The following is a 20,238-nucleotide window of genomic DNA, read 5'->3' on the forward strand; positions in this document are numbered from 1 at the left end:
ACAGGCGACAGCAGACATGACGGCACAGGTCGAACTCGGATTGCTCTATTCCCGCTCGGGCAGCTACGCGCTGATCTCCGAGGCCTGCCGGACCGGAGCGCTGACAGCGATCGCCGAGATCAACGCCGATCCGGCGCGTGCGCTGAACTTCGTCCCGGTCGAGCGCGACCCGTGCGGCAATACCGACGCCTACGGCCCCTTGTGCGAGGAGATCCTGCGCGACAGCTCGGCGCGGCATGTGATCGGCTGCGTCACCTCGTGGAGCCGCAAGGAGGTGATCCCGACGCTCGAGAGGGCGGGCGGCACGCTGTGGTATCCGGTGCCCTACGAGGGGTTCGAGGCCTCGGACCATGTCGTCTACACCCATGCCTGCCCGAACCAGCACCTGTTGCCGCTGCTGGGCTGGGCCTTCGCCCGGCTCGGCCGGCGCGGCTATCTGACCGGCTCGAACTACATCTGGGGCTGGGAGATGAACCGGCTGGCGCGCGAGGTGATCTCGGGCGCTGGCGGCGAGGTGCTGGGCGAGCGCTATCTGCCGCTCGGCTCGGTCGATGTCGGGCGGATGATCGAGGAGATCCGCGCCACCCGCCCGGCCTTCATCCTGAACAACCTGATCGGCCCGTCGCAATACGCCTTCCTCGCCGCCTATCGCCGGCTTGGCGAGGAGATCGCGCATTTCCGCCCCGAGACCTGCCCGATCCTGTCGTGCAACCTCACCGAATGCGAGCTTGCCGCGATCGAGCCCGCCGCGGCCGAGGGGCTGATCGCCGCCGGCCCCTATTTCCGCGGCGCGACCGGCTGGCCCGGGGCGCGGCGCAGCTTCGGCTCCTCGCACGAAGCGGCGGCCTGGTCGGCGGTGCACCGGCTGGCGCGGCTGCTCTCCGGGCACGCGGGGGCCGCGACGGAAAGTCTTGCGCAGCTCCTCGCCCATGCGCCGGGCGGCACCGAGGGCATCGACCCGGCGACCCATCACACCGAGCTGCCGGTGCTGATCGCGCAGATCGAGAACGGCGCCTTCGTCCTGCGCGAACGCTTCGAGGCGCGGATGGGCGACCCCTATCTCTCGCACGGGCGCGAGGCGGTGCTGCCAGCCGCGCCGCGGCTGAAGGTGGTGTGATGAAGCGCAAGGTCCGGATCGCGAACCTCGGCGGCGCACGCGCCTATATCCTGCACCGGCCACACCCGACGGTGCAGGCGCTCGAACGCCAGCTGCGCGCGATCGGGCTCGAGGTGGTGCAATGCTGGCCCGAGCTGCCGGCCGAGGCGATCGCCGCCGATTTCCTGTTCTTCGACGTCGATCAGGGCTTTGACGAGCAATTCCCCTGGCGCCCGGGCGAAAGCCCGATGCCGATGATCGCGCTGATCGGATCGGAGGCGCCGGGCCGGATCGAATGGTCGCTCGAGGCGGGGGCGCATGCGCAACTGCTGAAGCCCGTGGGCGACGGCGGCGCCTATTCGGCGCTGCTGATCGCCCGGCTCGCCTTCGAGGCGCGGCAGTCGCTCTCGGCGCAGATCGCCGATTTGCGCCGCCGCCTCGACGAGCGCCAGACCGTGGTGCGCGCCGTCACCCTGCTGGCCGCGCGCGGCAAGGACGAGGCTGCGGCCTATGACCAGCTGCGGCAGATGGCGATGGCCTGGCAGGTGAATTTCGAGGATGCGGCGCGGCGCGTCGTGGCCAGTCATGACAGGCAGGAGAACGGCAATGACCGACGTGACCTCGGCTGAGGCCGCCGCGCGGCCGCAAGGCGCACTGCGCCGGCTGCTGCAGCGCAAGCTTGCCCTGATCGGGCTGGCGCTGATCGTGGTGGTGACGGCGGGGGCGATCTTTGCCCCCTGGATCGCCCCCTTCGCGCCCGAGGACCAGATGTTCGACGGGCTCACGCTCGAGGGCGCGCCGATGCCGCCCGGTGACAAGTTCTGGCTCGGCACCGACCTGCTCGGCCGCGACCTGTTCTCGCGCATCCTGTTCGGGGCGCGCACCTCGCTGGTGATCGGCGTGGTGGCGAACGGGCTCGCGCTGCTGATCGGCACGCTGATCGGCGTCACCGCGGGCTATTTCCGCGGCTGGATCGGCACCGTGCTGATGCGCTTCACCGACCTGATGATGGCCTTCCCGGCGCTTTTGCTGGCGATCTGCCTCGCGGCGATCTTCACCCCCTCGCTGTGGATCGTGGCGATGGTGATCGCGCTGGTGAACTGGGTGCAGACGGCGCGCGTCGTCTACACCGAGACCTCGGCGCTGGCCGAGCGCGAATTCGTCGCGGCCGAGCGCACGCTCGGCGCCGGCACCGGGCGGATCCTGTTTCGCCACATCCTGCCGCATCTGGTGCCGATGATCATCGTCTGGGGCACGCTCGGGATCTCGACCACGGTGCTGCTCGAGGCGACGCTCAGCTATCTCGGCGTCGGGGTGCAGCCGCCGACGCCGAGCTGGGGCAACATCATCTTCGAGAACCAGACCTATTTCCAGGCCGCGCCGTGGCTTGTCTTCATCCCCGGCGCTGCGATCCTCGCGCTCGCGCTGGCCTTCAACCTTGTGGGCGATGCGCTGCGTGACGTGCTCGACCCGACCCAGCGGGGGCGTGACTGATGCTGGCCTATCTGATCCGCCGCCTCGTGCAATCCGCGCTGATCCTGCTTGGCGTGTCCTTCATCACCTTCCTGCTGCTCTACGTGCTGCCGGCCGACCCGGTGCGCCAGATCGCCGGGCGCTCGGCCACGCCCGAGACGGTCGAGAACATCCGCCGCCAGCTTGGCCTCGATCAGCCCTTCGTCGTGCAATACGGCCGCTACCTTGCCGGGCTGGTCCACGGCGACATGGGGCGCAGCTATCTGCAGAAGACCGAGGTCGCGGCGCTGATCATGGCGCGGCTGCCGGCGACGCTGCTGCTGATGCTGGGCGCGATCGTCGCCGAGCTGGCGATCGGGCTCAGCCTCGGCGTTCTGGCCGCGGTGCGCCGCGGCGGCGCGCTCGACCAGTCGCTGATGATCACCTCCTTCGTCGCGGTCTCGGCGCCGCAATTCGTCGTCGGGCTGCTGCTGCTTTACGTCTTCGCGGTCAAGCTCGGCTGGTTCCCGATCGGCGGCTATGGCCATGCCTCGAACCTCGTGCTGCCGGCAATGACGCTCGGGATCATGGGCTCGGGCTGGTACAGCCGGATGATGCGCTCGTCGATGATCGAGGTCTTGCGTTCGGACTACATCCGCACCGCCCGCGCCAAGGGGCTCGGCCGGGCCCGGGTGCTGGCGCTGCACGCGATGCCGAACGCGATCCTGCCGATCATTGCGATGATCGGCATCGACATCGGCATCTTCATGTCGGGCATCGTCGTCGTCGAGAGCGTCTTCGGCTGGCCCGGCATCGGCCAGCTCGCCTGGCAGGCGATCCAGCGCGTCGACATCCCGATCATCATGGGCGTCACGCTGGTCTCGGCCTGCGCCATCGTGCTCGGCAACCTGCTGGCCGACCTCGTCACCCCCTTCATCGACCCGCGCATCAAGCTGCGCTGAGCCTTTCCCGAAGACCCCGCCTTACGGGGCCCCACTCACGACCACCACCGATCCAACAGACGGAGACGAAGATGAGCCTGATGAACACGCTGCTGGCGACGAGCGCTCTTGCGGTGTCGCTGTCCTTCGCCAGCCTCGCCGCGGCGCAGGACTATACCCCCGATCCGAACGCCAAACCCGGCGGCAACATCGTCATCACCTACAAGGACGACGTCGCCACGCTCGACCCGGCGATCGGCTATGACTGGCAGAACTGGTCGATGATCAAGTCGATCTTCGACGGGCTGATGGATTACGTGCCGGGCACCACCGAGCTGCGCCCGGGGCTTGCCGAAAGCTATGAGATCTCGCCCGACGGCAAGACCTACACCTTCCACCTGCGCAAGGGCGTGAAGTTCCACAACGGCCGCGAGATGACCGCCGAGGACGTGAAATACTCGCTCGACCGCGTCACCACGCCCGCGACGCAATCGCCCGGCGCGGGCTTCTTCGGCTCGATCGCCGGCTATGACGCGATGGCCGATGGCTCGGCCACCAGCCTGTCGGGCGTGACCGTCGTCGACCCTGCCACCGTGAAGATCGAGCTGTCGCGCCCCGACGCCACCTTCCTGCATGTGATGGCACTGAACTTCTCCTCGGTCGTGCCGAAGGAAGAAGTCGAGAAATGGGGCGCCGATTTCGGCAAGCACCCGGTCGGCACCGGCGCCTTCAAGCTGAGCGACTGGACGATCGGGCAGAAGCTGCTGCTGACGAAGAACGCCGACTACTGGCGCGCCGGCCTGCCCTATCTCGACAGCGTGACCTTCGAGGTCGGTCAGGAGCCGATCGTGGCGCTGCTGCGCCTGCAGAAGGGCGAGGTCGACATCCCCGGCGACGGCATCCCGCCGGCGAAGTTCACCGAGGTGATGAACAACCCCGACGAGAAGAAGCAGGTCGTCGTCGGCGGCCAGCTGCAGACCGGCTACATCACGCTGAACGTCGAGATGAAGCCCTTCGACAACGTCGAGGTCCGCCGCGCGATCAACATGGCGATCAACAAGGACCGGATCGTGCAGATGATCAACGGCCGCGCCACCCCCGCGACGCAGCCGCTGCCGCCCTCGATGCCGGGCTATACCAAGGATTACGCGGGCTATGCCTTCGATCCGGCGAAGGCCAAGGCGATGCTCGCCGAGGCGGGCTATCCCGACGGCTTCCAGACCCAGCTTTACGTGATGAACACCGACCCGAACCCGCGCATCGCGCAGGCGATCCAGCAGGATCTGGCGGCGATTGGGGTCAAGGCCGAGATCAAGGCGCTGGCCCAGGCGAATGTGATCGAGGCCGGCGGCACGCCGAAGACCGCGCCGATGATCTGGTCGGGCGGCATGGCCTGGATCGCCGACTTCCCCGATCCGTCGAACTTCTACGGCCCGATCCTCGGCTGTGCCGGCGCGGTCGAGGGCGGCTGGAACTGGTCGTGGTACTGCAACAAGGATCTCGATGCCGAGGCGGCCAAGGCCGATTCCATCGTCGATCCGGCGAAGCAGGACGAGCGGCTGGCGCTGTGGTCGGACGTCTACATGAAGATCATGCAGGACGCCCCCTGGGTGCCGGTGTTCAACGAGAACCGCTACACGATGAAGTCGGCGCGCATGGGCGGCAGCGATGACCTTTACGTCGATCCGGTCTCGATCCCGGTGAACTATGATTATGTCTATGTGACGGAGTGAACGCATATGTGCAAAGCCTGCGGCTACACGATCCACGGCGCGCAGCACCATTTCGGCTGGGACAATTCGCTTGTCCCGGTCGAGACGGTGGCGCCGGGCGCGACCATCCTCTTCCACTGCCTCGACGCCTCGGCGGGCCAGCTGGGACCGTCCTCGACCGTCGAGGGCGTGAAGACCCTCGATTTCGGCAAGATCAACCCGGTCTCCGGCCCCGTCTATATCGACGGGGCGATGCCCGGCGACGTGCTGAAGGTGACGATCGACAGCTTCGCCCCGCGCGAGCAGGAGGGCACCGCATGGGGCTGGACGGCAAACATCCCGGGCTTCGGCCTGCTCGCCGACCAGTTCACCGAACCGGCACTGAACATCTGGAAATATGACGCCGCCGCGCCCGGTCAGGCGCTCTGGGGCCGCCACGGCAAGGTGCCGCTGAAGCCCTTCTGCGGCACCATCGGCGTCGCCCCCGCCGCACCGGGCCCGCAGTCGATCGTGCCGCCGCGCCGGGTCGGCGGCAACCTCGACATCCGCGATCTGGCAGCGGGCACCACGCTCTACCTGCCGGTCGAGGTGGAAGGGGCGTTGTTCTCGGTGGGCGACACCCATGCCGCGCAGGGCGACGGCGAGGTCTGCGGCACCGCGATCGAAAGCCCGATCGACACCGTGCTGACCTTCGACGTGGTGAAGGGCGAAAGCCTGAAGTTCCCCCGCTTCACCACGCCCGGCCCGGTCACCCGCCATCTCGACACCGCGGGCTACGAGGTCACCACCGGCATCGGTCCCGACCTGATGGCCGCGGCGCGCGATGCGGTCGCGGGCATGGTCGACCTGCTTACGGCGCGCCACGGCATGGCGGCGGTCGACGCCTACATGCTGGTCTCGACCTGTGGCGATCTGCGGATCTCGGAAATCGTCGACATACCGAACTGGGTGGTCAGCTTCTACTTCCCGCGCAGCGTGTTCGAATGAGCGCCACAGCGGAACTCCGGTCCGGGGCGGCGACCGCCCCGGATGCCCCGCCCCGCCCGGTGCTGTCGGTCGAGGGGCTGACGATCTCGGTCCGGGCCGAGGGGCGCGAGCGGGCGCTGGTGCGCGATCTCAGCTTCACCCTTGCACCGGGCGAGACCATCGCCATCGCCGGCGAGAGCGGCTCGGGCAAGTCGCTGACCTCGCTCGCGATCATGGGGCTGCTGCCGCCGCCCGCGCTGCGCGTCAGCGCCGGGGCGATCCGCCTTGACGGCGAGGATCTGACCCGCCTGCCCGAGGGCCGGATGCGGGCCATTCGCGGCAACCGCATCGCGATGATCTTCCAGGAGCCGATGACCTCGCTCAACCCGGTGCTGTCGATCGGGCGCCAGCTTTGCGAGGCGATCCGCGCCCATGCGCCGGTCTCGCGCGCCGAGGCCCGCCGCCGCGCCCTCGGGGCGCTGACGGCGGTGCGGATCTCCGAGCCCGAGCGCCGGCTCGGCCAGTTCCCGCACGAGCTGTCGGGCGGTATGCGGCAGCGCGTGATGATCGCGATGGCGCTGGCGCTGCGCCCCGACGTGCTGATCGCCGACGAACCGACCACCGCGCTCGACGTCACCGTGCAGCGCGAGGTGCTCGACCTGCTGCGCGATCTGCAGCGCGAGATGGGCACCGCAATCATCCTCATCACCCATGACATGGGCGTGGTGGCCGAGATGGCCGAGCGGGTGATCGTGATGAAACAGGGTCAGGTGGTCGAGACCGGCCCGGTCGCGCAGATCTTCGCCGCGCCGCAACAGCCCTACACCCGCGACCTGCTGGCCGCGGTGCCGCGGATGGGCGACGGCAGCGGCGCCCCTGCCCCCGCCACCGAGGCCGACCCCGTCGCCCGGCTGCGCGATCTCTGCGTGCGCTTCGACATCCGCGGCGGGCTGCTGTCGCGCGTCACCCACCGCGTCCATGCGGTCGAGGGGGTCAGCTTCGACATCCGCGCCGGCGAGACCTTCTCGCTCGTCGGCGAAAGCGGCTGCGGCAAGTCGACGATCGCCAAGGCGCTGACCGGGCTCGTGCCCCATCAGGGCAGCATCGAGGTGGCGGGGCATCGGCTCGGCGGTCTGTCCCCGCGCGAGATGAAGGCGCTGCGTCGCGACGTGCAGATCGTGTTCCAGGACCCGATGGCGGCACTCGACCCGCGGATGCGGGTGGGCGATCTGGTGAGCGAACCACTCCTCATCCACGGCATCGGCACCCCCGAGACCCGGCGCGCGCATGTCGCGACGCTCTTCGAGCGGGTCGGGCTCGCCCGCGATCAGCTCGACCGCTATCCGCACGAGTTCTCGGGCGGTCAGCGCCAGCGGATCTGCATCGCCCGCGCCCTTGCGCTGCAGCCGAAGCTGATCATCGCCGACGAGAGCGTCTCGGCGCTTGACGTCTCGGTGCAGGCGCGGGTGCTCGACCTGCTTGCCGCGCTGAAGCGCGAATTCGGCATCGCCTATCTCTTCATCAGCCATGACATGGCGGTGGTCGAGAACATCTCGGACCGGGTGGCGGTGATGTTCATGGGCCAGATCGTCGAGATGGGCACCCGCGCGCAGATCTTCGGCACCCCGCAGCACCCCTATACCCGGCGGCTGATGGCGGCGGTGCCGGTGCCCGATCCGGGGGCCGAGCGGCCGCCGCTGCCGCGTCTGGCGGGCGAGGTGCCAAGCCCGGTCTACCCGCTGGGTGCGGCGCCGCAACGCCACCGGCTGCGCGACATCGGGGGCGGACATCTGGTCGCCGAGACGGAGATCACCCCCGCGGGCGGGCGCTGACACCCCGCCCGCGCCGCGCGCTGGCCCTTGCCGGCGGCGGCGGAACTTGCCAGAACTGCGCCCATCATGGCCCTGCCCTCCGCCCCCCGCAGCTATACGGTCGACACGCTCGTGCGGATGCACGGTTTCCGCGACTGTCTGGCCTCGGCGGCCCATGATCTGCTCGAGACGCATCTGGCGCTGCCGCGCGAGGTCCATTACGTCGCCGACCTGCAACGCTGGATGCTGAGCCAGATCACCATCGCGCTGCATTTCGAGCACCGGCGCGATCCGGCCCGCCCGCCGATCTCGCCCGCCAATCTGGTGCGGGCGATCGGCGACAGCGGCATCGCCAGCCGCAACACCGCGCACACCTTCCTGATGGAGATGCGCCGCTATCACTTCGTCACGCCGCTCGCGCGCGCCGACGGCCGGCAGCGCGCCGTCGAGGCGACGGAGATGAGCGAAGGGCTGATCCGGCGCTATTTCGACATCCACCTGCGCGCGCTTGACCGGCTCGATGACGGCGGGCGCGCGGCACTTTCCCGCGCCCGGCCCGATCTGCTGCACGCCGCCCAGCCCCGCTTTGCGCGGAAGCTGGCCGCCCGCCGCGACTGGCACAGGCCGCCCGCCAGCATCGCGAAATTCGTCAGTTCCGATTCCGGCAGCAGCATCCTGCACGACCTGATCGCGGACGTGCCCCCGCCGGCCGAGGACGCGACCGCGCCGATCTGGGTCGGCACCGTCTCGCCCAAGGTGCTGTCGAGCCGCTACCGGATCTCGCGCACCCATGCGGCGCGGCTTTTCGCGCAGGCCCGCGAGGCCGGGCTGATCGGCTGGGCGCGGCCCAGCAACCGCGGTGCATGCTGGATCTCGCCGCAGCTCGTGCGCGACTATCGGCGCTGGCAGGCGATCAAGTTCGCCTGCGCCTCCTCGGCCTTTGCCGAGGCCTGCGCCGGCACCGGCTCTGCCGCGACCGAAGCCATCGGCTGAGACGCCACGGAGGGCCCGAAGGCCCCCCGCGCATCCCTCATTCGTGGATCGTGTACTCGCCCAGCTCGCACAGGTTCTGCGTGTCGGTCGTGGTGTCGAGTTCGTCGCCCTGGAATTCGAAGCGCATGTCGTAGTCGCACACCGAGCGGCCATCGGCGATGGTGATCTCCATTGATTCACCGGGCTCGAGAACCTGGTCGCCGAAGACGTCGTCTTCCCAGGCATTGACGCCCACCGGGGAAGTGTAGAAGTTGTTCAGCACGGAATGGGTGCCGTTTTTCAGCGTGAACACGAGGTCCTCGGCGAGCGCCGGGGTCGACACGCACAGGGCGACGGCCGCAGCGACCAGCGCAGCGTTAAACTTTTTCATTTCTTCAGCCTGTTTTGGGATGGTGGAGCGAAGCTTCGAGGCGAACCCTAACCGAGCGGCACGCGGAACAGAAGCCGCTTCCGGTCCCATATTTGGGTTTAATTTTCCCGCCGTCAGAGCCGGCGACGGCGTGCCATCAGGGCGGCCGGCCCCCTCGCACGCCCCGGCTTCGCCAGGGCCCGCGAGGGGGGCTTGCGTCTTAGGCAATCTTCGCTTATCGACGATCAACGATAATGGAGCCGCCATGCAGATCCGGAGCGACGACGGGCAGACCCGGGACGCGGAGATTGCCGTGCTGGCAAAGGCACTCTCGCATCCGGCGCGGATCCGGATCCTGCGCATGCTGCAGGCGGCGCCGGGCTGCATCGGGGGCGAGATCGTCGAGGCGATCGGCCTCGCCCAGTCCACGGTTTCCGAACATCTGCGCATCCTCAAGGCCGCCGGCGTGATCTCCGGCGAGATCGACGGGCCGCGCATCTGCTATGCGCTGACCCCCGCCGCCCTTGCACCGCTGACCGATCTCATTTCCGGCCTGACGCCGTCGCCGGCCGGCGCCTGCTGCCTGCCTGCCGCGAAGGACATCGCATGAGCCTCTTCGAACGCGGACTGACCCTGTGGGTCGCCCTGTGCATCCTTGCCGGGCTGGTGCTGGGCAGCCTCGCGCCCGGCCTGTTCGGCGCACTGGCCGGGCTCGAATACGCCTCGGTGAACCTCGTCGTCGCGGTGCTGATCTGGGCGATGGTCTATCCGATGATGATCGGCATCGACCTCGGCTCGCTCAAGGATGTCGGGCGGCGCCCGAAAGGTCTGGTTATCACCCTGGTGGTGAACTGGCTGATCAAGCCTTTCACCATGGCCGCGCTGGCGGTGCTGTTCTTCGAGCATCTCTTCGCCGCGCTGATCGCGCCCGACCGGGCGGCCCAATATGTCGCCGGGCTGATCCTGCTCGGTGCGGCGCCCTGCACGGCGATGGTCTTCGTCTGGTCGCAGCTGACGAAGGGGGACCCGAATTACACGCTGGTGCAGGTCTCGGTGAACGATCTGATCATGGTCGTGGCCTTCGCACCGATCGTCGCCTTCCTGCTTGGCGTGACCGAGATCGCGGTGCCGTGGGAGACGCTGATCCTGTCGGTCGTCCTTTATATCGTGATCCCGCTGATCGCCGGCACCGTGACGCGGCACCTGCTGATCGCGCGCGGCGGTGTGGCGGCGGTTTCGGCCTTCACCGCCCGGATCAAGCCCGCCTCCGTCCTCGGGCTGCTGCTGACCGTGGTGCTGCTGTTCGGCTTTCAGGGGCCGGTGATCGTGTCGCAACCCCTGCTGATCGCGCTGATCGCCACCCCGATCGTGCTGCAATCCTATGGCATCTTCGCGCTTGGCTATGTCTGGGCCTGGGCCTGGAAGCTGCCGCACCGGGTGGCGGCGCCCTGTGCGCTGATCGGCACCTCGAACTTCTTCGAGCTGGCGGTCGCCGTCGCCATCGGCCTGTTCGGCCTGAACTCCGGCGCGGCGCTGGCAACCGTGGTCGGCGTGCTGGTCGAGGTGCCGGTGATGCTGTCGCTTGTCGCCATCGCCAATCGCACCCGGGACCGGTTCCCGGCATGAGTGCCCGCATCCGGCCCCCGCAAGGCGCCGCCCCGCCCTCCCCTCCGGCCGGAAAAGACGGCCGGAGGATCCCTGATCCGGAAGGAAACCGCCTTGTCTGAACCTCCGACGGAGACGCCCAACCTCGACGACGCCCTGTTCCCCGGCATCGACCGCGACCGGCTCTTTGCCGCCGCGACCGCGCCGCACCCGCCGCGCATCCTGCTGCTCTACGGCTCGCTGCGGCCACACAGCTTCTCGCGCCTTGCCGCCGAGGAGGCCGGGCGTATCCTCGTCCGTCTCGGTGCCGAGGTGCGGTTCTTCACCCCCTCCGGCCTGCCTCTGGTCGATGACGGCGCCGATGCAAGCCACCCGAAGGTGCGCGAGTTGCGCGACCTGGTGGCCTGGTGCGAGGGCATGGTCTGGTCGAGCCCCGAGCGCCACGGAGCGATGACCGGGCTGATGAAGACGCAGATCGACTGGATCCCGCTTTCCGAGGGCGCGGTGCGGCCGACGCAGGGCAAGACGCTGGCGCTGATCCAGGTCTCGGGCGGCTCGCAAAGCTTCAACGCGGTCAATCAGATGCGCATTCTCGGGCGCTGGATGCGGCTGCTGACGATCCCGAACCAGTCCTCGGTGCCGAAGGCGTTTCAGGAATTCGACGAGGCCGGACGGATGCGCCCCTCGCCGCTTTATGACCGGATCGTCGACGTGATGGAGGAGCTGATGAAATTCACTCTCCTGACCCGGGACCGGGCCGATTACCTCGTGGACCGCTATTCCGAGCGCAAGGAAAGCGCCGCGGCGCTGATCGCGCGGGTGAACCTCTCCGCCGCGACCTGAGGCGCGCGGCACGACCGGCCCGCGCGGGCCGCGCCTTGCGGCAGAAGAAAGGCCCCGGGGGTCCGGCCCGGCCGGAACCGGCCCCGACCCCCGGGCAGGGAGGAAACCTGCCGCGGCGCGCGGCGGGGGGGCGATTTCCCGGCCGCGCCGCCGCCTTGTCAGCGCACCGCCGCCGCCCGCGCCGTCTCGCGCAGCACATGCTTCATCACCTTGCCCGATCCGGTCCGTGGCAGCTCGGGAACGAGGCGGAAATCCTTCGGAACCTTGTAATGGGCGATCAGACTGCGGCAATGCGTGACCAGCTCGGCCGCCTGCGGCGCCTGCCCCGGCGCCGGCACGATATAGGCACAGCCGACCTCGCCCCAGCGTTCATCGGGAATGCCGATCACCGCGACCTCGCGCACCGCATCATGCTGGATCAGCGCCGCCTCGACCTCGACCGGATAGACGTTCTCGCCGCCCGAGATGAACATGTCCTTGCGGCGATCGACGATGGTGATGTAGCCGTCCGCATCGCGCACGCCAATATCGCCCGAGCGCAGGCCGCCCTCGGGGGTAAAGGCCCGGTCGCGCTCTTCCGGCCGGTTCCAGTAGCCCGGCGTGACGTTCAGCCCGAAGATCACCACCTCGCCCGGAACGCCGTCGGGCACTTCCTCGTCGTTCTCGTCGACGATGCTCACGCTGGTCAGCGGCCCTGCCACCCCCACCGCCCCGGCCTTCTCGCGCAGCATCTCGGGCGACAGCGGCATGCCAAGCGTGGTGCCGGTCTCGGTCATGCCGTAGCCGTCGACCATCTTGACGCCGTGATCGAGCCACCAGCGGATCTGCGAGGGCGGGTTCGGCGCGCCGCCGGTGAACAGGGCCTTGAGCCTGCGCCAGCGCGACGGATCGAAATTGCCGGCGTGGCGCAGCGCCTCGGCCATCTGCGGGACGCAGAAGTAATGCGTGACGCCCCAGTCGGGGTGGCCGAGGCGCTCGTTCGTCGCCTCGGGGTCGAAGCCGGGCGACACGATGAAGGTTCCGCCACGCAGGATCGGCGGCCAGATCTGCGTGACGATGCCGATCACATGGAACATCGGGCTGTCGCACAGGAAGACGCAGCCGGTGTCGACCTCGCCCAGAACGTTGAAGTTCACCGCCGTCGCAAGCAGGAACTGCGAGGTCAGCAACGCCCCTTTCGGCACCCCCGAGGTGCCCGAGGTGTACAGGATGATGCAGGTGTCAAAGCCCGAGTGGCGCGGCGGGCGCGGCGCCGGATCGGCGGCGCGGACCTCGTCGATGAAGGTCGAGACCTGTTCCAGCCGGCAGCCATCCGGCAGGACCGGCGCCGCATCGAAATCGGTATAGACCAGCTTCGGCGTGCAATCGGCCAGCAGCCGCGCAAGTTCGGGCCGGGACAGCCGCCAGTTCAGCGGCACGAAGATCGCACCGAGCCGCATCAGCGCCTGCTGCAGCACGATCAGATCGACGCAGTTGCGTGCGATGACGGCGACACGTTCACCGCGCGAAATCCCCTTGCCGGCGAGCACCCCCACGGCGCGCAGGATGTCGGCGTCAAGCGCGCCATAGCTCCAGCGCCGGCCGGTCGCGAGATCGATACAGGCAAGTGCCGCCGGTCGCAGCCGCGCATGCATGGCGACCGGATCCGGTGTGATGAAATCGAGCATGGTCCTCCTCCCGTGCTGTCAGATGTCGCGGCGGCCGGACAAATCTCCCCTGCGCCCGGCCGCCCGATGGGCCTCAGCTCTTGCGGCTCTTGTCGTAGGCGCCGAGCCCCGGCTTGTAGGACTTCTCGTCGATGAACTGGCGGATGCCCTCCTTGCGGCCCTCGTTGTCGTAGGAATTCGCCGCCTCCTGCGCCCGGACGAGGTAATCCTCGGCCTCGTCATAGGTCATCACGCCGACGCGGCGGACCGCGTCCTTCGTGGCCTTGAGCGCGACCGGGTTCTTCTGCAGCAGGGTCTGAGCCACTGCCGTCACCCGGTCCTGCAACGCGGCAAGCGGTATCGACTCGTTCACCAGCCCCCACTCGGCCGCGGTCTTGCCGTCGATCGGCTCGCCCAGCATCGCGTGATACATCGCCTTGCGGAACGGCAGCAGCTCCACCGCCACCTTGGTCGCGCCACCGCCGGGCAGGATGCCCCAGTTGATCTCCGACAGGCCGAACTTCGCCTCGTCGGCGCAGAACGCGAGGTCGCAGGCAAAGAGCGGGCCATAGCCGCCGCCGAAGCACCAGCCGTTGACCATCGCGATCGTCGGCTTCTGATACCAGCGCAGCCGCCGCCACCAGCCGTAGGATTCGCGCTGCGACTTGCGCACGCCCTTCAGCCCGTCCTTTTCGGTCTCGCGGAAATATTCCTTCAGATCCATGCCGGCGGTCCACGAGCTGCCCTCGCCGGTGAGCACGAGCACCCCGACATCCTCGCGGAACTCGAGCGCGTCGAGCGCCTCCATCATCGCGCGGTTCAGCGCGGGCGACATCGCGTTGCGCTTCTCGGGGCGGTTGAACTTCAGCCAGGCGATGCCGTTGCTGACCTCGTAGACAACCGTGTCGTGATCGTTAGCCATGGTCTTCTTCCTTTTGTTTTCCGTAAAGGGGGGCGATGCCGGGGCCGCTTCGGCCCCGCCCGCCACCGCATGTCGCGGGCCCGCTCAGAGCGGGTAATGCCCGGGCTGGGTTTCGAAGGTGATCCAGCGCAGCTCGGTGAATTCCTCGATCCCCGCCTTGCCGCCGAAGCGGCCATAGCCCGAGGCCTTGGTGCCGCCGAAGGGCATCTGCGCCTCGTCATGGACGGTGGCGCCGTTGATGTGGCACATGCCCGAGCGGATCCGCCGGGCGACGGTCAGACCGCGGGCGATATCGGTGGTGAAAACCGCCGCCGACAGGCCGTATTCGGTATCATTCGCCAGCCGGATCTGATCGTCCTCGTCCGTCGCGCGCAGGATCGCGACGACCGGGCCGAAGCTTTCCTCGGCATAAAGGCGCATCTCGGGGGTCACCCGGTCCACCACCTGGGCCGGCATCAAAACGCCCTCCGCCGGCCCGGCGGAATGGATCTCCGCCCCCTTCGCCCGGGCATCCTCGATCAGCTCGCTCACCTTCGCCACGGTCCGGGCGTCGATCACCGCGCCGAGCGGGCAATCCCCGATCGCCGGGTCACCGGCCTTGAGGGTGGCGGCACGGGCGATGAACCGCGCGACGAAGGCGTCGGCGATCTCCGGGGCGAGGATGATCCGCTCGGTCGACATGCAGATCTGTCCCTGATTGAAGAAGGCGCCGAAGATCGCGGCATTCACCGCCTCGTCGAGATCGGCGTCACGCAGCACCAGCAGCGGCGCCTTGCCGCCAAGCTCCAGCAGGCAGGGCTTGAAGTGGCGCGCGGCGCGTTCGGCAATGATCCGGCCGACCTTGGTCGAGCCGGTGAAATTGATGCGGCGGATCGCCGGGTGGTCGATCAGCGCGCCGACGATCTCGGCAGCGTCTTCCGGCGCATTGGTGACGAAACTGACCAGCCCGGCCGGCAGCCCGGCCTCTTCCAGCGCCTCGACGATTAGCGCATGGGTGCGCGGGCACAGCTCGGAGGCCTTGAACACCACGCCGTTGCCGCAGGCGAGCGGCGTCGCCAGCGCCCGCACGCCAAGGATCACCGGCGCGTTCCAGGGCGCGATGCCAAGCACCACCCCCGCCGGCTCACGCAGCCCCATCGACACGCAGCCCGGCTTGTCGGAGGGGATCACCTCGCCGGCAATCTGCGTCGTCAGCGCCGCGGCCTCGCGCAGCATCGAGGCGGCGAGCATCACGTTGAACCGCGCCCACATCTCGGTCGCCCCGGTCTCGGTCGCCATCGCCTCGACGAAGGCATCGCCCTTGGCCGCAAGCGCATCGGCCGCCTTCAGCAGCGCGGCGCGGCGCGCGTTCGGGCCGAGCGCCGCCCAGGCCGGGAACGCCGCATCGGCCGCCTCGGCGGCCGCAACCGCATCCGCGACGCTTGCCGCCGCGGCCTCGGTGGCGACAGCGCCGGAAACCGGATTGTGCCTGCAGTACCGGCGCCCGTCCTGTGCGGCGCGGGACATGCCCGCAATCCTCATGTCAACGACAGTCATTCGCTCCTCCCCAAGATTGCGCCGAGATTCCATCTCCCCCGAATCATCGGCCGCCTGACTGCTATACGATATAGCGATTGACTGTTATGCTGTATAGCATTAATCCTGTTCACGTTCTGGTTGCCGATGACACAGGAGAACTGGCAATGGCTGCCCCCCACAAGACCGCCCCCAAGCCCGAACCCGGGGAGGAACGGCTTGAATTTCTTGCCGATCTGGTGGGGTATCACCTGCGCCGCGCCTCGATCCGCGACATGCAGGGAATGAGCGCCGCGCTCGAATCGCTGTCCCTGCGGGCGGTGCCGCTCAGCGTGCTGCTGATGATCGTCGAGAATCCGGGCATCTCGGCCGCCGACATCTGCCGCGCGATCGGCCTGAAACGGGCGAACATCGTGTCCATCCTCGCCGAGCTGGAACAGCGCGGTCTGTTCCTGCGGGAGGCGGACCCCAACGACAACCGGGTCCAGAAGCTGTTCCCGACCAGGACCGGCAAGGAGCTGACCGCCGAGGCCCTCGAGCGGCTGAAGGACCATGAAGACCACCTTCTTTGCGCGCTTTCCGGGTCGGAGCGGGCAGAGCTGCGGCGCCTGCTGATGAAGGTGTGGCAGGGCGACGAGGGAGACTGACCCAGATCACGACACACGGCGGGGAGGGAGAGAGCCCCGCCCAGGGAGGAAAATCCATGCATAGTTTATCCGACAGCCGCCACGGCGGTCGCCGGGCGCTGACGCTTGTCTGCCTCGCCGCGATCATCGAGGGCTTCGACCTGCAATCGGCAGGCGTCGCAATCCCGAAGATCGTCCCGGAATTCGGGCTCAGCGGTCCGCAGATCGGACTGTTCTTCTCGGCCGCCACCTTCGGGCTGATCTTCGGCTCGTTCCTCGGCGGGCGAAGCTCGGACGCCTGGGGCCGGCGCAATGCGCTGGCGCTCTCGCTCGTCACCTTCGGCATCTTCTCGATCGCCACGGCGATGACCTCGAGCTTCGAGCAGCTTCTGGTGATGCGCTTCCTGACCGGTGTCGGCCTTGGCGGTGCCTTTCCGATCCTGGTGACGATCGCCGCAGAGACCAGCACGCCCGATTTCCGCGGCCGCGCGGTGTCGATCATGTATGCCGGGGTGCCGCTTGGCGGCGCCACCGCGAGCCTCGTCGCGATGCAGGGCTGGCATGGCGGCGGCTGGCGCGAGATCTTCCTCATCGGGGGCATCCTGCCGATCGTGATCACGCCGCTGATCCTTGCGCTGCTGCCGCCGCTCAAGGTCGAGAAGGCCAAGTCGGAAAAGATCTGGGAAGCGATCGGCGACATCCTGGCGCCGTCCTCGCTCGCGCGCACGGTGCTGCTGTGGCTGTCGTTCTTCCTCGGCCTGATCGTCGTCTATGCGCTGCTGAACTGGATGCCGCAGCTGCTGGTCTCGCGCGGGCTGAGCAAGCCGGACGCCTCGCTGGTGCAGGTCCTGTTCAACATCGGCGGCATCCTCGGCAGCCTGATCGGCGGCAAGGTGCTTGACCGCGACAACCCGCTCGCCACGGTGGCACTGTGCTTTGCCGCCGCGGGTCTTGCGCTGCTGATGCTCGCGATGCTGCCGGCGGCGCTCGGCTGGATGCTGCTCGGCGGCTTCATCGTCGGTGCCGGCATCCTGTGCATCCAGGCGATCCTCTATGGCATCGCGCCGCGCTGCTATCCCTTCCAGATCCGCGGCACCGGGGTTGGCGTCGCGGTCGGCGTCGGGCGCCTTGGCTCGATCGCCGGGCCGTTGCTGGCCGGGGCCGTCGTGGCCTCGGGGGCGGGCCCCGAGGGGGTGATGTACACGCTGTTCCCGATCACCCTGCTGGCCGGTGCGGCGGCGGTGGTCCTGTTGCGGCGGCGCGACGCCAGGCCCACGGCGCAGGACTGAGCCGATGATTGCACCAAGCACGGTCCGCGCCATCGACATCCATGTCCACGCCGAGGAGCCCTGCGGCTGCCATGCCGACGACGGCTATGACGCGCTGCAGGCCGAGATGGCGCGGTATTTCCACGCGCCCTGGACACATCCGCCGACCCTGCACGAGACCGCCGCCGCCTATCGCGAGAAGAACATCGCCGCGGTGGTCTTTCCCGTCGATGCCGAACGCGAGACCGGCTATCGGCGCTACCCAAACGAGGAGGTCGCGCAAGCGGCCTCCGACCATGCCGACATCCTGATCCCCTTCGGTTCGATCGACCCGGCGCGCGGCAAGGCCGGCGCCCGCGCGGCGCGGCGGCTGGTCGAGGACTTCGGCATCCGCGGTTTCAAGTTCCATCCGACGATGCAGGGGTTCTTCCCGAACGACCGCGCCGCCTACCCGCTTTATGAGGCGATCGAGGCGGCCGGCGTGCCGGCGCTGTTCCATACCGGCCAGACCGGCGTCGGGGCGGGGATGCGCGGCGGCAACGGGATGCGGCTGAAATACTCGAACCCGATGTTCCTCGATGACGTGGCGGTGGATTTTCCCGACCTGCAGATCATCGCCGCCCATCCGTCCTTTCCGTGGCAGGAAGAGGCGCTCGCGATGGCGGTGCACAAGCCCAATGTCTGGATCGACCTGTCGGGCTGGCGCCCGAAGTACTTCCCGCCGATCCTGATCCACTACGCAAACACCCTGCTGCAGGACCGCGTGCTGTTCGGCTCGGACTGGCCGATGATCCCGCCCGAGGGCTGGCTTGCCGAATTCGACGCGCTGCCGATCCGCGACGCGGTCCGCCCGAAAATCCTGAAAGACAATGCCGCCCGGTTGCTCGGGCTGAAGGAAACGCCATGACCCCGTTCAGCGCCCCCGTCGATGACATTCTTTTCACCCTCGAGCATGTCGCCGGGGCGTCCCGCCTGCCCGGCTGGGACGGCGATCTCGCCCGCGAGATCGTCGCGCAGTTCGGGCGGCTCGCGGCGGCCGAGATCGCCCCCGCGGACGAGGCCGGCGATCTCGAGGGCTGCCGGCTCGAGAACGGCCGCGTGGTCATGCCGGCCGGGTTGCGGGCCGCCTATGGCAGCTTCGTCGCGCAGGGCTGGCACGCGCTCGCGCTGCCTGAAGAAAGCGGCGGCCAGGGCATGCCCGCCGCCCTCGCCGGCGCCGTGACCGAGATCTTCGCCGCCGCCTCGCATGCATTGCAGATGGTCGTCGGGCTGGTGCCCGGCGCGGCGCGCACCATCGCCCGCTTCGGCACCGAGGCGCAGCGCGCCCTGTGGCTGCCGCGGCTGGCCTCGGGCGAGTGGCTCGCGACGATGGCGCTGACCGAACCCGGCGCCGGCTCGGATCTTTCGGGGGTGCGCACGCAGGCGGTCTTGCGTGACGGGCACTGGCAGATCGACGGCGAGAAGATCTTCATCTCCGGCGGCGATCAGGACCTGACGCCGCACATCCTGCATCTGGTGCTGGCGCGCAGCGGCACCGCACAGAGCGGGGTCAAGGGGCTGAGCCTGTTCCTCGTGCCCTCGCATGGCGAGGACGGCCAACGCCTGCCGGTCACCGTCAGCCGGATCGAGGAAAAGATGGGGCTGCACGGCTCGCCCACCTGCCAGATGCTGTTCGACGCCGCCCCGGCGCAGCTTCTCGGCCGCGAGGGCGACGGGCTGCGCGAGATGTTCACGATGATGAACCATGCCCGGCTCGACGTCTCGCTGCAGGGCGTAGGCCATGCCGCGCGGGCGGCCGCGATCGCCCGCAGTTATGCCGCGACGCGCCGGCAAGGCCGCAGCGGGCTGGCGCTGGACGCCCATGCCGACGTGCGCCGGATGCTCGACGAGGCCGAGACCATCGCCCTCGGCCTGCGGGCCCTGGTGCAGATGGCGCTGGTCGAGATGGATCTGGACGAAAGCGCCCCGCTGCTCGATTTCCTGACGCCGGTGTGCAAGTTCGCCGGCACCGAGGGCGGCGTCGCGGCGGCGGATCTCGCGATCCAGGTGCTTGGCGGCTACGGCTACCTGCGCGAATACCGGGTCGAGCAGATCCTGCGCGACGCGCGGATCGCGCCGATCTACGAGGGCGCGAACGGCATTCATGCGATGACCCTGGCCGGGCGACTGCTGCGCCACGACGAAGGCGCCGCGGCCCAGGCTTTCGCCGACTGGCTCGCCCCGGTGCCGGCCACGCAGGCCGCCTGGCAGGCGGCGCGGCACAGGATGCTGGCGACCGAGGATCCCGGCGCCGGCGCGACCGCCTTCATGCGGCTGACGGTGGCCGCCGCATCAAGCCGTGTCTGGGCCTGCCTCGCGGCCGCGGCGCAGCATGCGCCCGATCCCGACCGGCTGCGCCACCTCGCCGCGCGCGCCGCCGCGCAGCTGCCCGCGCAGATCCGCCATCACGCCGAGATGCTCGAGATCGAGCTCGGCTGAGGCGGTCCGGTCGCG

The 20,238-nt window shown here is 68.9% G+C and carries 19 protein-coding genes; 15 read left to right on the forward strand and 4 right to left on the reverse strand.

Annotated elements, in window-relative coordinates:
* Positions 1-16 precede the first annotated feature (16 nt).
* The 8 genes from EOW66_RS00205 to EOW66_RS00240 all read left to right on the forward strand — a co-directional run bounded on the left by EOW66_RS00205 (position 17) and on the right by EOW66_RS00240 (position 8,971).
* Positions 17-1,117, forward strand: coding sequence for a transporter substrate-binding protein (locus EOW66_RS00205; protein ID WP_128153995.1), 1,101 nt, complete (start codon positions 17-19; stop codon positions 1,115-1,117).
* Positions 1,117-1,725 (forward strand): ANTAR domain-containing response regulator, encoded by a 609-nt coding sequence (locus tag EOW66_RS00210; protein WP_128153996.1) that lies wholly within the window; start codon positions 1,117-1,119, stop codon positions 1,723-1,725. Before EOW66_RS00205 ends, EOW66_RS00210 begins: the two co-directional genes overlap by 1 nt.
* Positions 1,703-2,590, forward strand: a complete 888-nt coding sequence (locus EOW66_RS00215) for an ABC transporter permease (protein WP_128153997.1) — start codon at positions 1,703-1,705, stop codon at positions 2,588-2,590. The genes EOW66_RS00210 and EOW66_RS00215 overlap by 23 nt, the downstream gene beginning before the upstream one ends.
* A complete protein-coding gene (locus EOW66_RS00220) occupies positions 2,590-3,510 on the forward strand; it encodes an ABC transporter permease (RefSeq protein ID WP_128153998.1) in 921 nt (306 codons plus the stop codon). The genes EOW66_RS00215 and EOW66_RS00220 overlap by 1 nt, the downstream gene beginning before the upstream one ends.
* Positions 3,511-3,590: 80 nt before the next feature.
* A complete protein-coding gene (locus EOW66_RS00225) occupies positions 3,591-5,222 on the forward strand; it encodes an ABC transporter substrate-binding protein (RefSeq protein WP_128154730.1) in 1,632 nt (543 codons plus the stop codon).
* A gap of 6 nt (positions 5,223-5,228) precedes the next feature.
* Positions 5,229-6,188: an acetamidase/formamidase family protein gene (locus tag EOW66_RS00230; RefSeq protein ID WP_128153999.1), complete on the forward strand. Its 960-nt coding sequence runs from the start codon at positions 5,229-5,231 to the stop codon at positions 6,186-6,188.
* Entirely contained in the window at positions 6,185-7,999 is a 1,815-nt protein-coding gene (locus EOW66_RS00235; protein WP_128154000.1) for an ABC transporter ATP-binding protein, read from the forward strand. The genes EOW66_RS00230 and EOW66_RS00235 overlap by 4 nt, the downstream gene beginning before the upstream one ends.
* A gap of 66 nt (positions 8,000-8,065) precedes the next feature.
* Positions 8,066-8,971, forward strand: coding sequence for a hypothetical protein (locus EOW66_RS00240; protein ID WP_128154001.1), 906 nt, complete (start codon positions 8,066-8,068; stop codon positions 8,969-8,971).
* A 37-nt stretch (positions 8,972-9,008) separates the two neighbouring features.
* On the opposite strand, the gene EOW66_RS00245 is transcribed toward EOW66_RS00240, so the two are convergent.
* Positions 9,009-9,341 carry a hypothetical protein gene (locus tag EOW66_RS00245; RefSeq protein ID WP_128154002.1) on the reverse strand — a complete coding sequence of 111 codons (333 nt, stop codon included), beginning with the start codon at positions 9,339-9,341 and terminating at the stop codon, positions 9,009-9,011.
* Between the two features lie 244 nt (positions 9,342-9,585).
* Between EOW66_RS00245 and EOW66_RS00250 the strand changes: the two genes are divergently transcribed.
* The 3 genes from EOW66_RS00250 (at position 9,586) to arsH (ending at position 11,768) form a co-directional block, all read left to right on the forward strand.
* On the forward strand, positions 9,586-9,930 hold the full coding sequence (locus EOW66_RS00250; protein ID WP_128154003.1) for an ArsR/SmtB family transcription factor: 345 nt from the start codon (positions 9,586-9,588) through the stop codon (positions 9,928-9,930).
* Complete coding sequence (arsB, locus tag EOW66_RS00255) at positions 9,927-10,946, forward strand: ACR3 family arsenite efflux transporter (protein ID WP_128154004.1); 1,020 nt, start codon at positions 9,927-9,929, stop codon at positions 10,944-10,946. Before EOW66_RS00250 ends, arsB begins: the two co-directional genes overlap by 4 nt.
* A gap of 93 nt (positions 10,947-11,039) precedes the next feature.
* Entirely contained in the window at positions 11,040-11,768 is a 729-nt protein-coding gene (arsH, locus tag EOW66_RS00260; protein ID WP_128154005.1) for an arsenical resistance protein ArsH, read from the forward strand.
* A 158-nt stretch (positions 11,769-11,926) separates the two neighbouring features.
* Here arsH and EOW66_RS00265 read toward each other — a convergent pair whose 3' ends face one another.
* The 3 genes from EOW66_RS00265 to EOW66_RS00275 all read right to left on the reverse strand — a co-directional run bounded on the left by EOW66_RS00265 (position 11,927) and on the right by EOW66_RS00275 (position 15,872).
* Positions 11,927-13,435, reverse strand: coding sequence for an AMP-binding protein (locus tag EOW66_RS00265; RefSeq protein WP_128154006.1), 1,509 nt, complete (start codon positions 13,433-13,435; stop codon positions 11,927-11,929).
* A gap of 73 nt (positions 13,436-13,508) precedes the next feature.
* The gene (locus EOW66_RS00270; RefSeq protein ID WP_128154007.1) at positions 13,509-14,336 is read right to left on the reverse strand and encodes a p-hydroxycinnamoyl CoA hydratase/lyase; all 828 of its coding nucleotides are present in this window, start codon (positions 14,334-14,336) and stop codon (positions 13,509-13,511) included.
* Positions 14,337-14,420: 84 nt separating this feature from the next.
* Positions 14,421-15,872 (reverse strand): aldehyde dehydrogenase, encoded by a 1,452-nt coding sequence (locus EOW66_RS00275; protein ID WP_128154008.1) that lies wholly within the window; start codon positions 15,870-15,872, stop codon positions 14,421-14,423.
* Positions 15,873-16,018: 146 nt separating this feature from the next.
* On the opposite strand from EOW66_RS00275, the gene EOW66_RS00280 reads away from it, so the two are divergent.
* From EOW66_RS00280 to EOW66_RS00295, 4 genes are read left to right on the forward strand one after another with little or no spacing between them, the layout of a single operon-like run.
* Complete coding sequence (locus tag EOW66_RS00280) at positions 16,019-16,498, forward strand: MarR family winged helix-turn-helix transcriptional regulator (RefSeq protein ID WP_164880980.1); 480 nt, start codon at positions 16,019-16,021, stop codon at positions 16,496-16,498.
* Positions 16,499-16,554: 56 nt separating this feature from the next.
* Entirely contained in the window at positions 16,555-17,766 is a 1,212-nt protein-coding gene (mhpT, locus tag EOW66_RS00285) for a 3-(3-hydroxy-phenyl)propionate transporter MhpT (RefSeq protein WP_128154010.1), read from the forward strand.
* Between the two features lie 4 nt (positions 17,767-17,770).
* Positions 17,771-18,652, forward strand: coding sequence for an amidohydrolase family protein (locus tag EOW66_RS00290; protein WP_128154011.1), 882 nt, complete (start codon positions 17,771-17,773; stop codon positions 18,650-18,652).
* The gene (locus tag EOW66_RS00295) at positions 18,649-20,223 is read left to right on the forward strand and encodes an acyl-CoA dehydrogenase family protein (RefSeq protein WP_128154012.1); all 1,575 of its coding nucleotides are present in this window, start codon (positions 18,649-18,651) and stop codon (positions 20,221-20,223) included. Before EOW66_RS00290 ends, EOW66_RS00295 begins: the two co-directional genes overlap by 4 nt.
* Positions 20,224-20,238 lie beyond the last annotated feature (15 nt).

It is taken from the genome of Paenirhodobacter huangdaonensis (assembly GCF_004022465.1).
GTDB lineage: Bacteria > Pseudomonadota > Alphaproteobacteria > Rhodobacterales > Rhodobacteraceae > Rhodobacter > Rhodobacter huangdaonensis.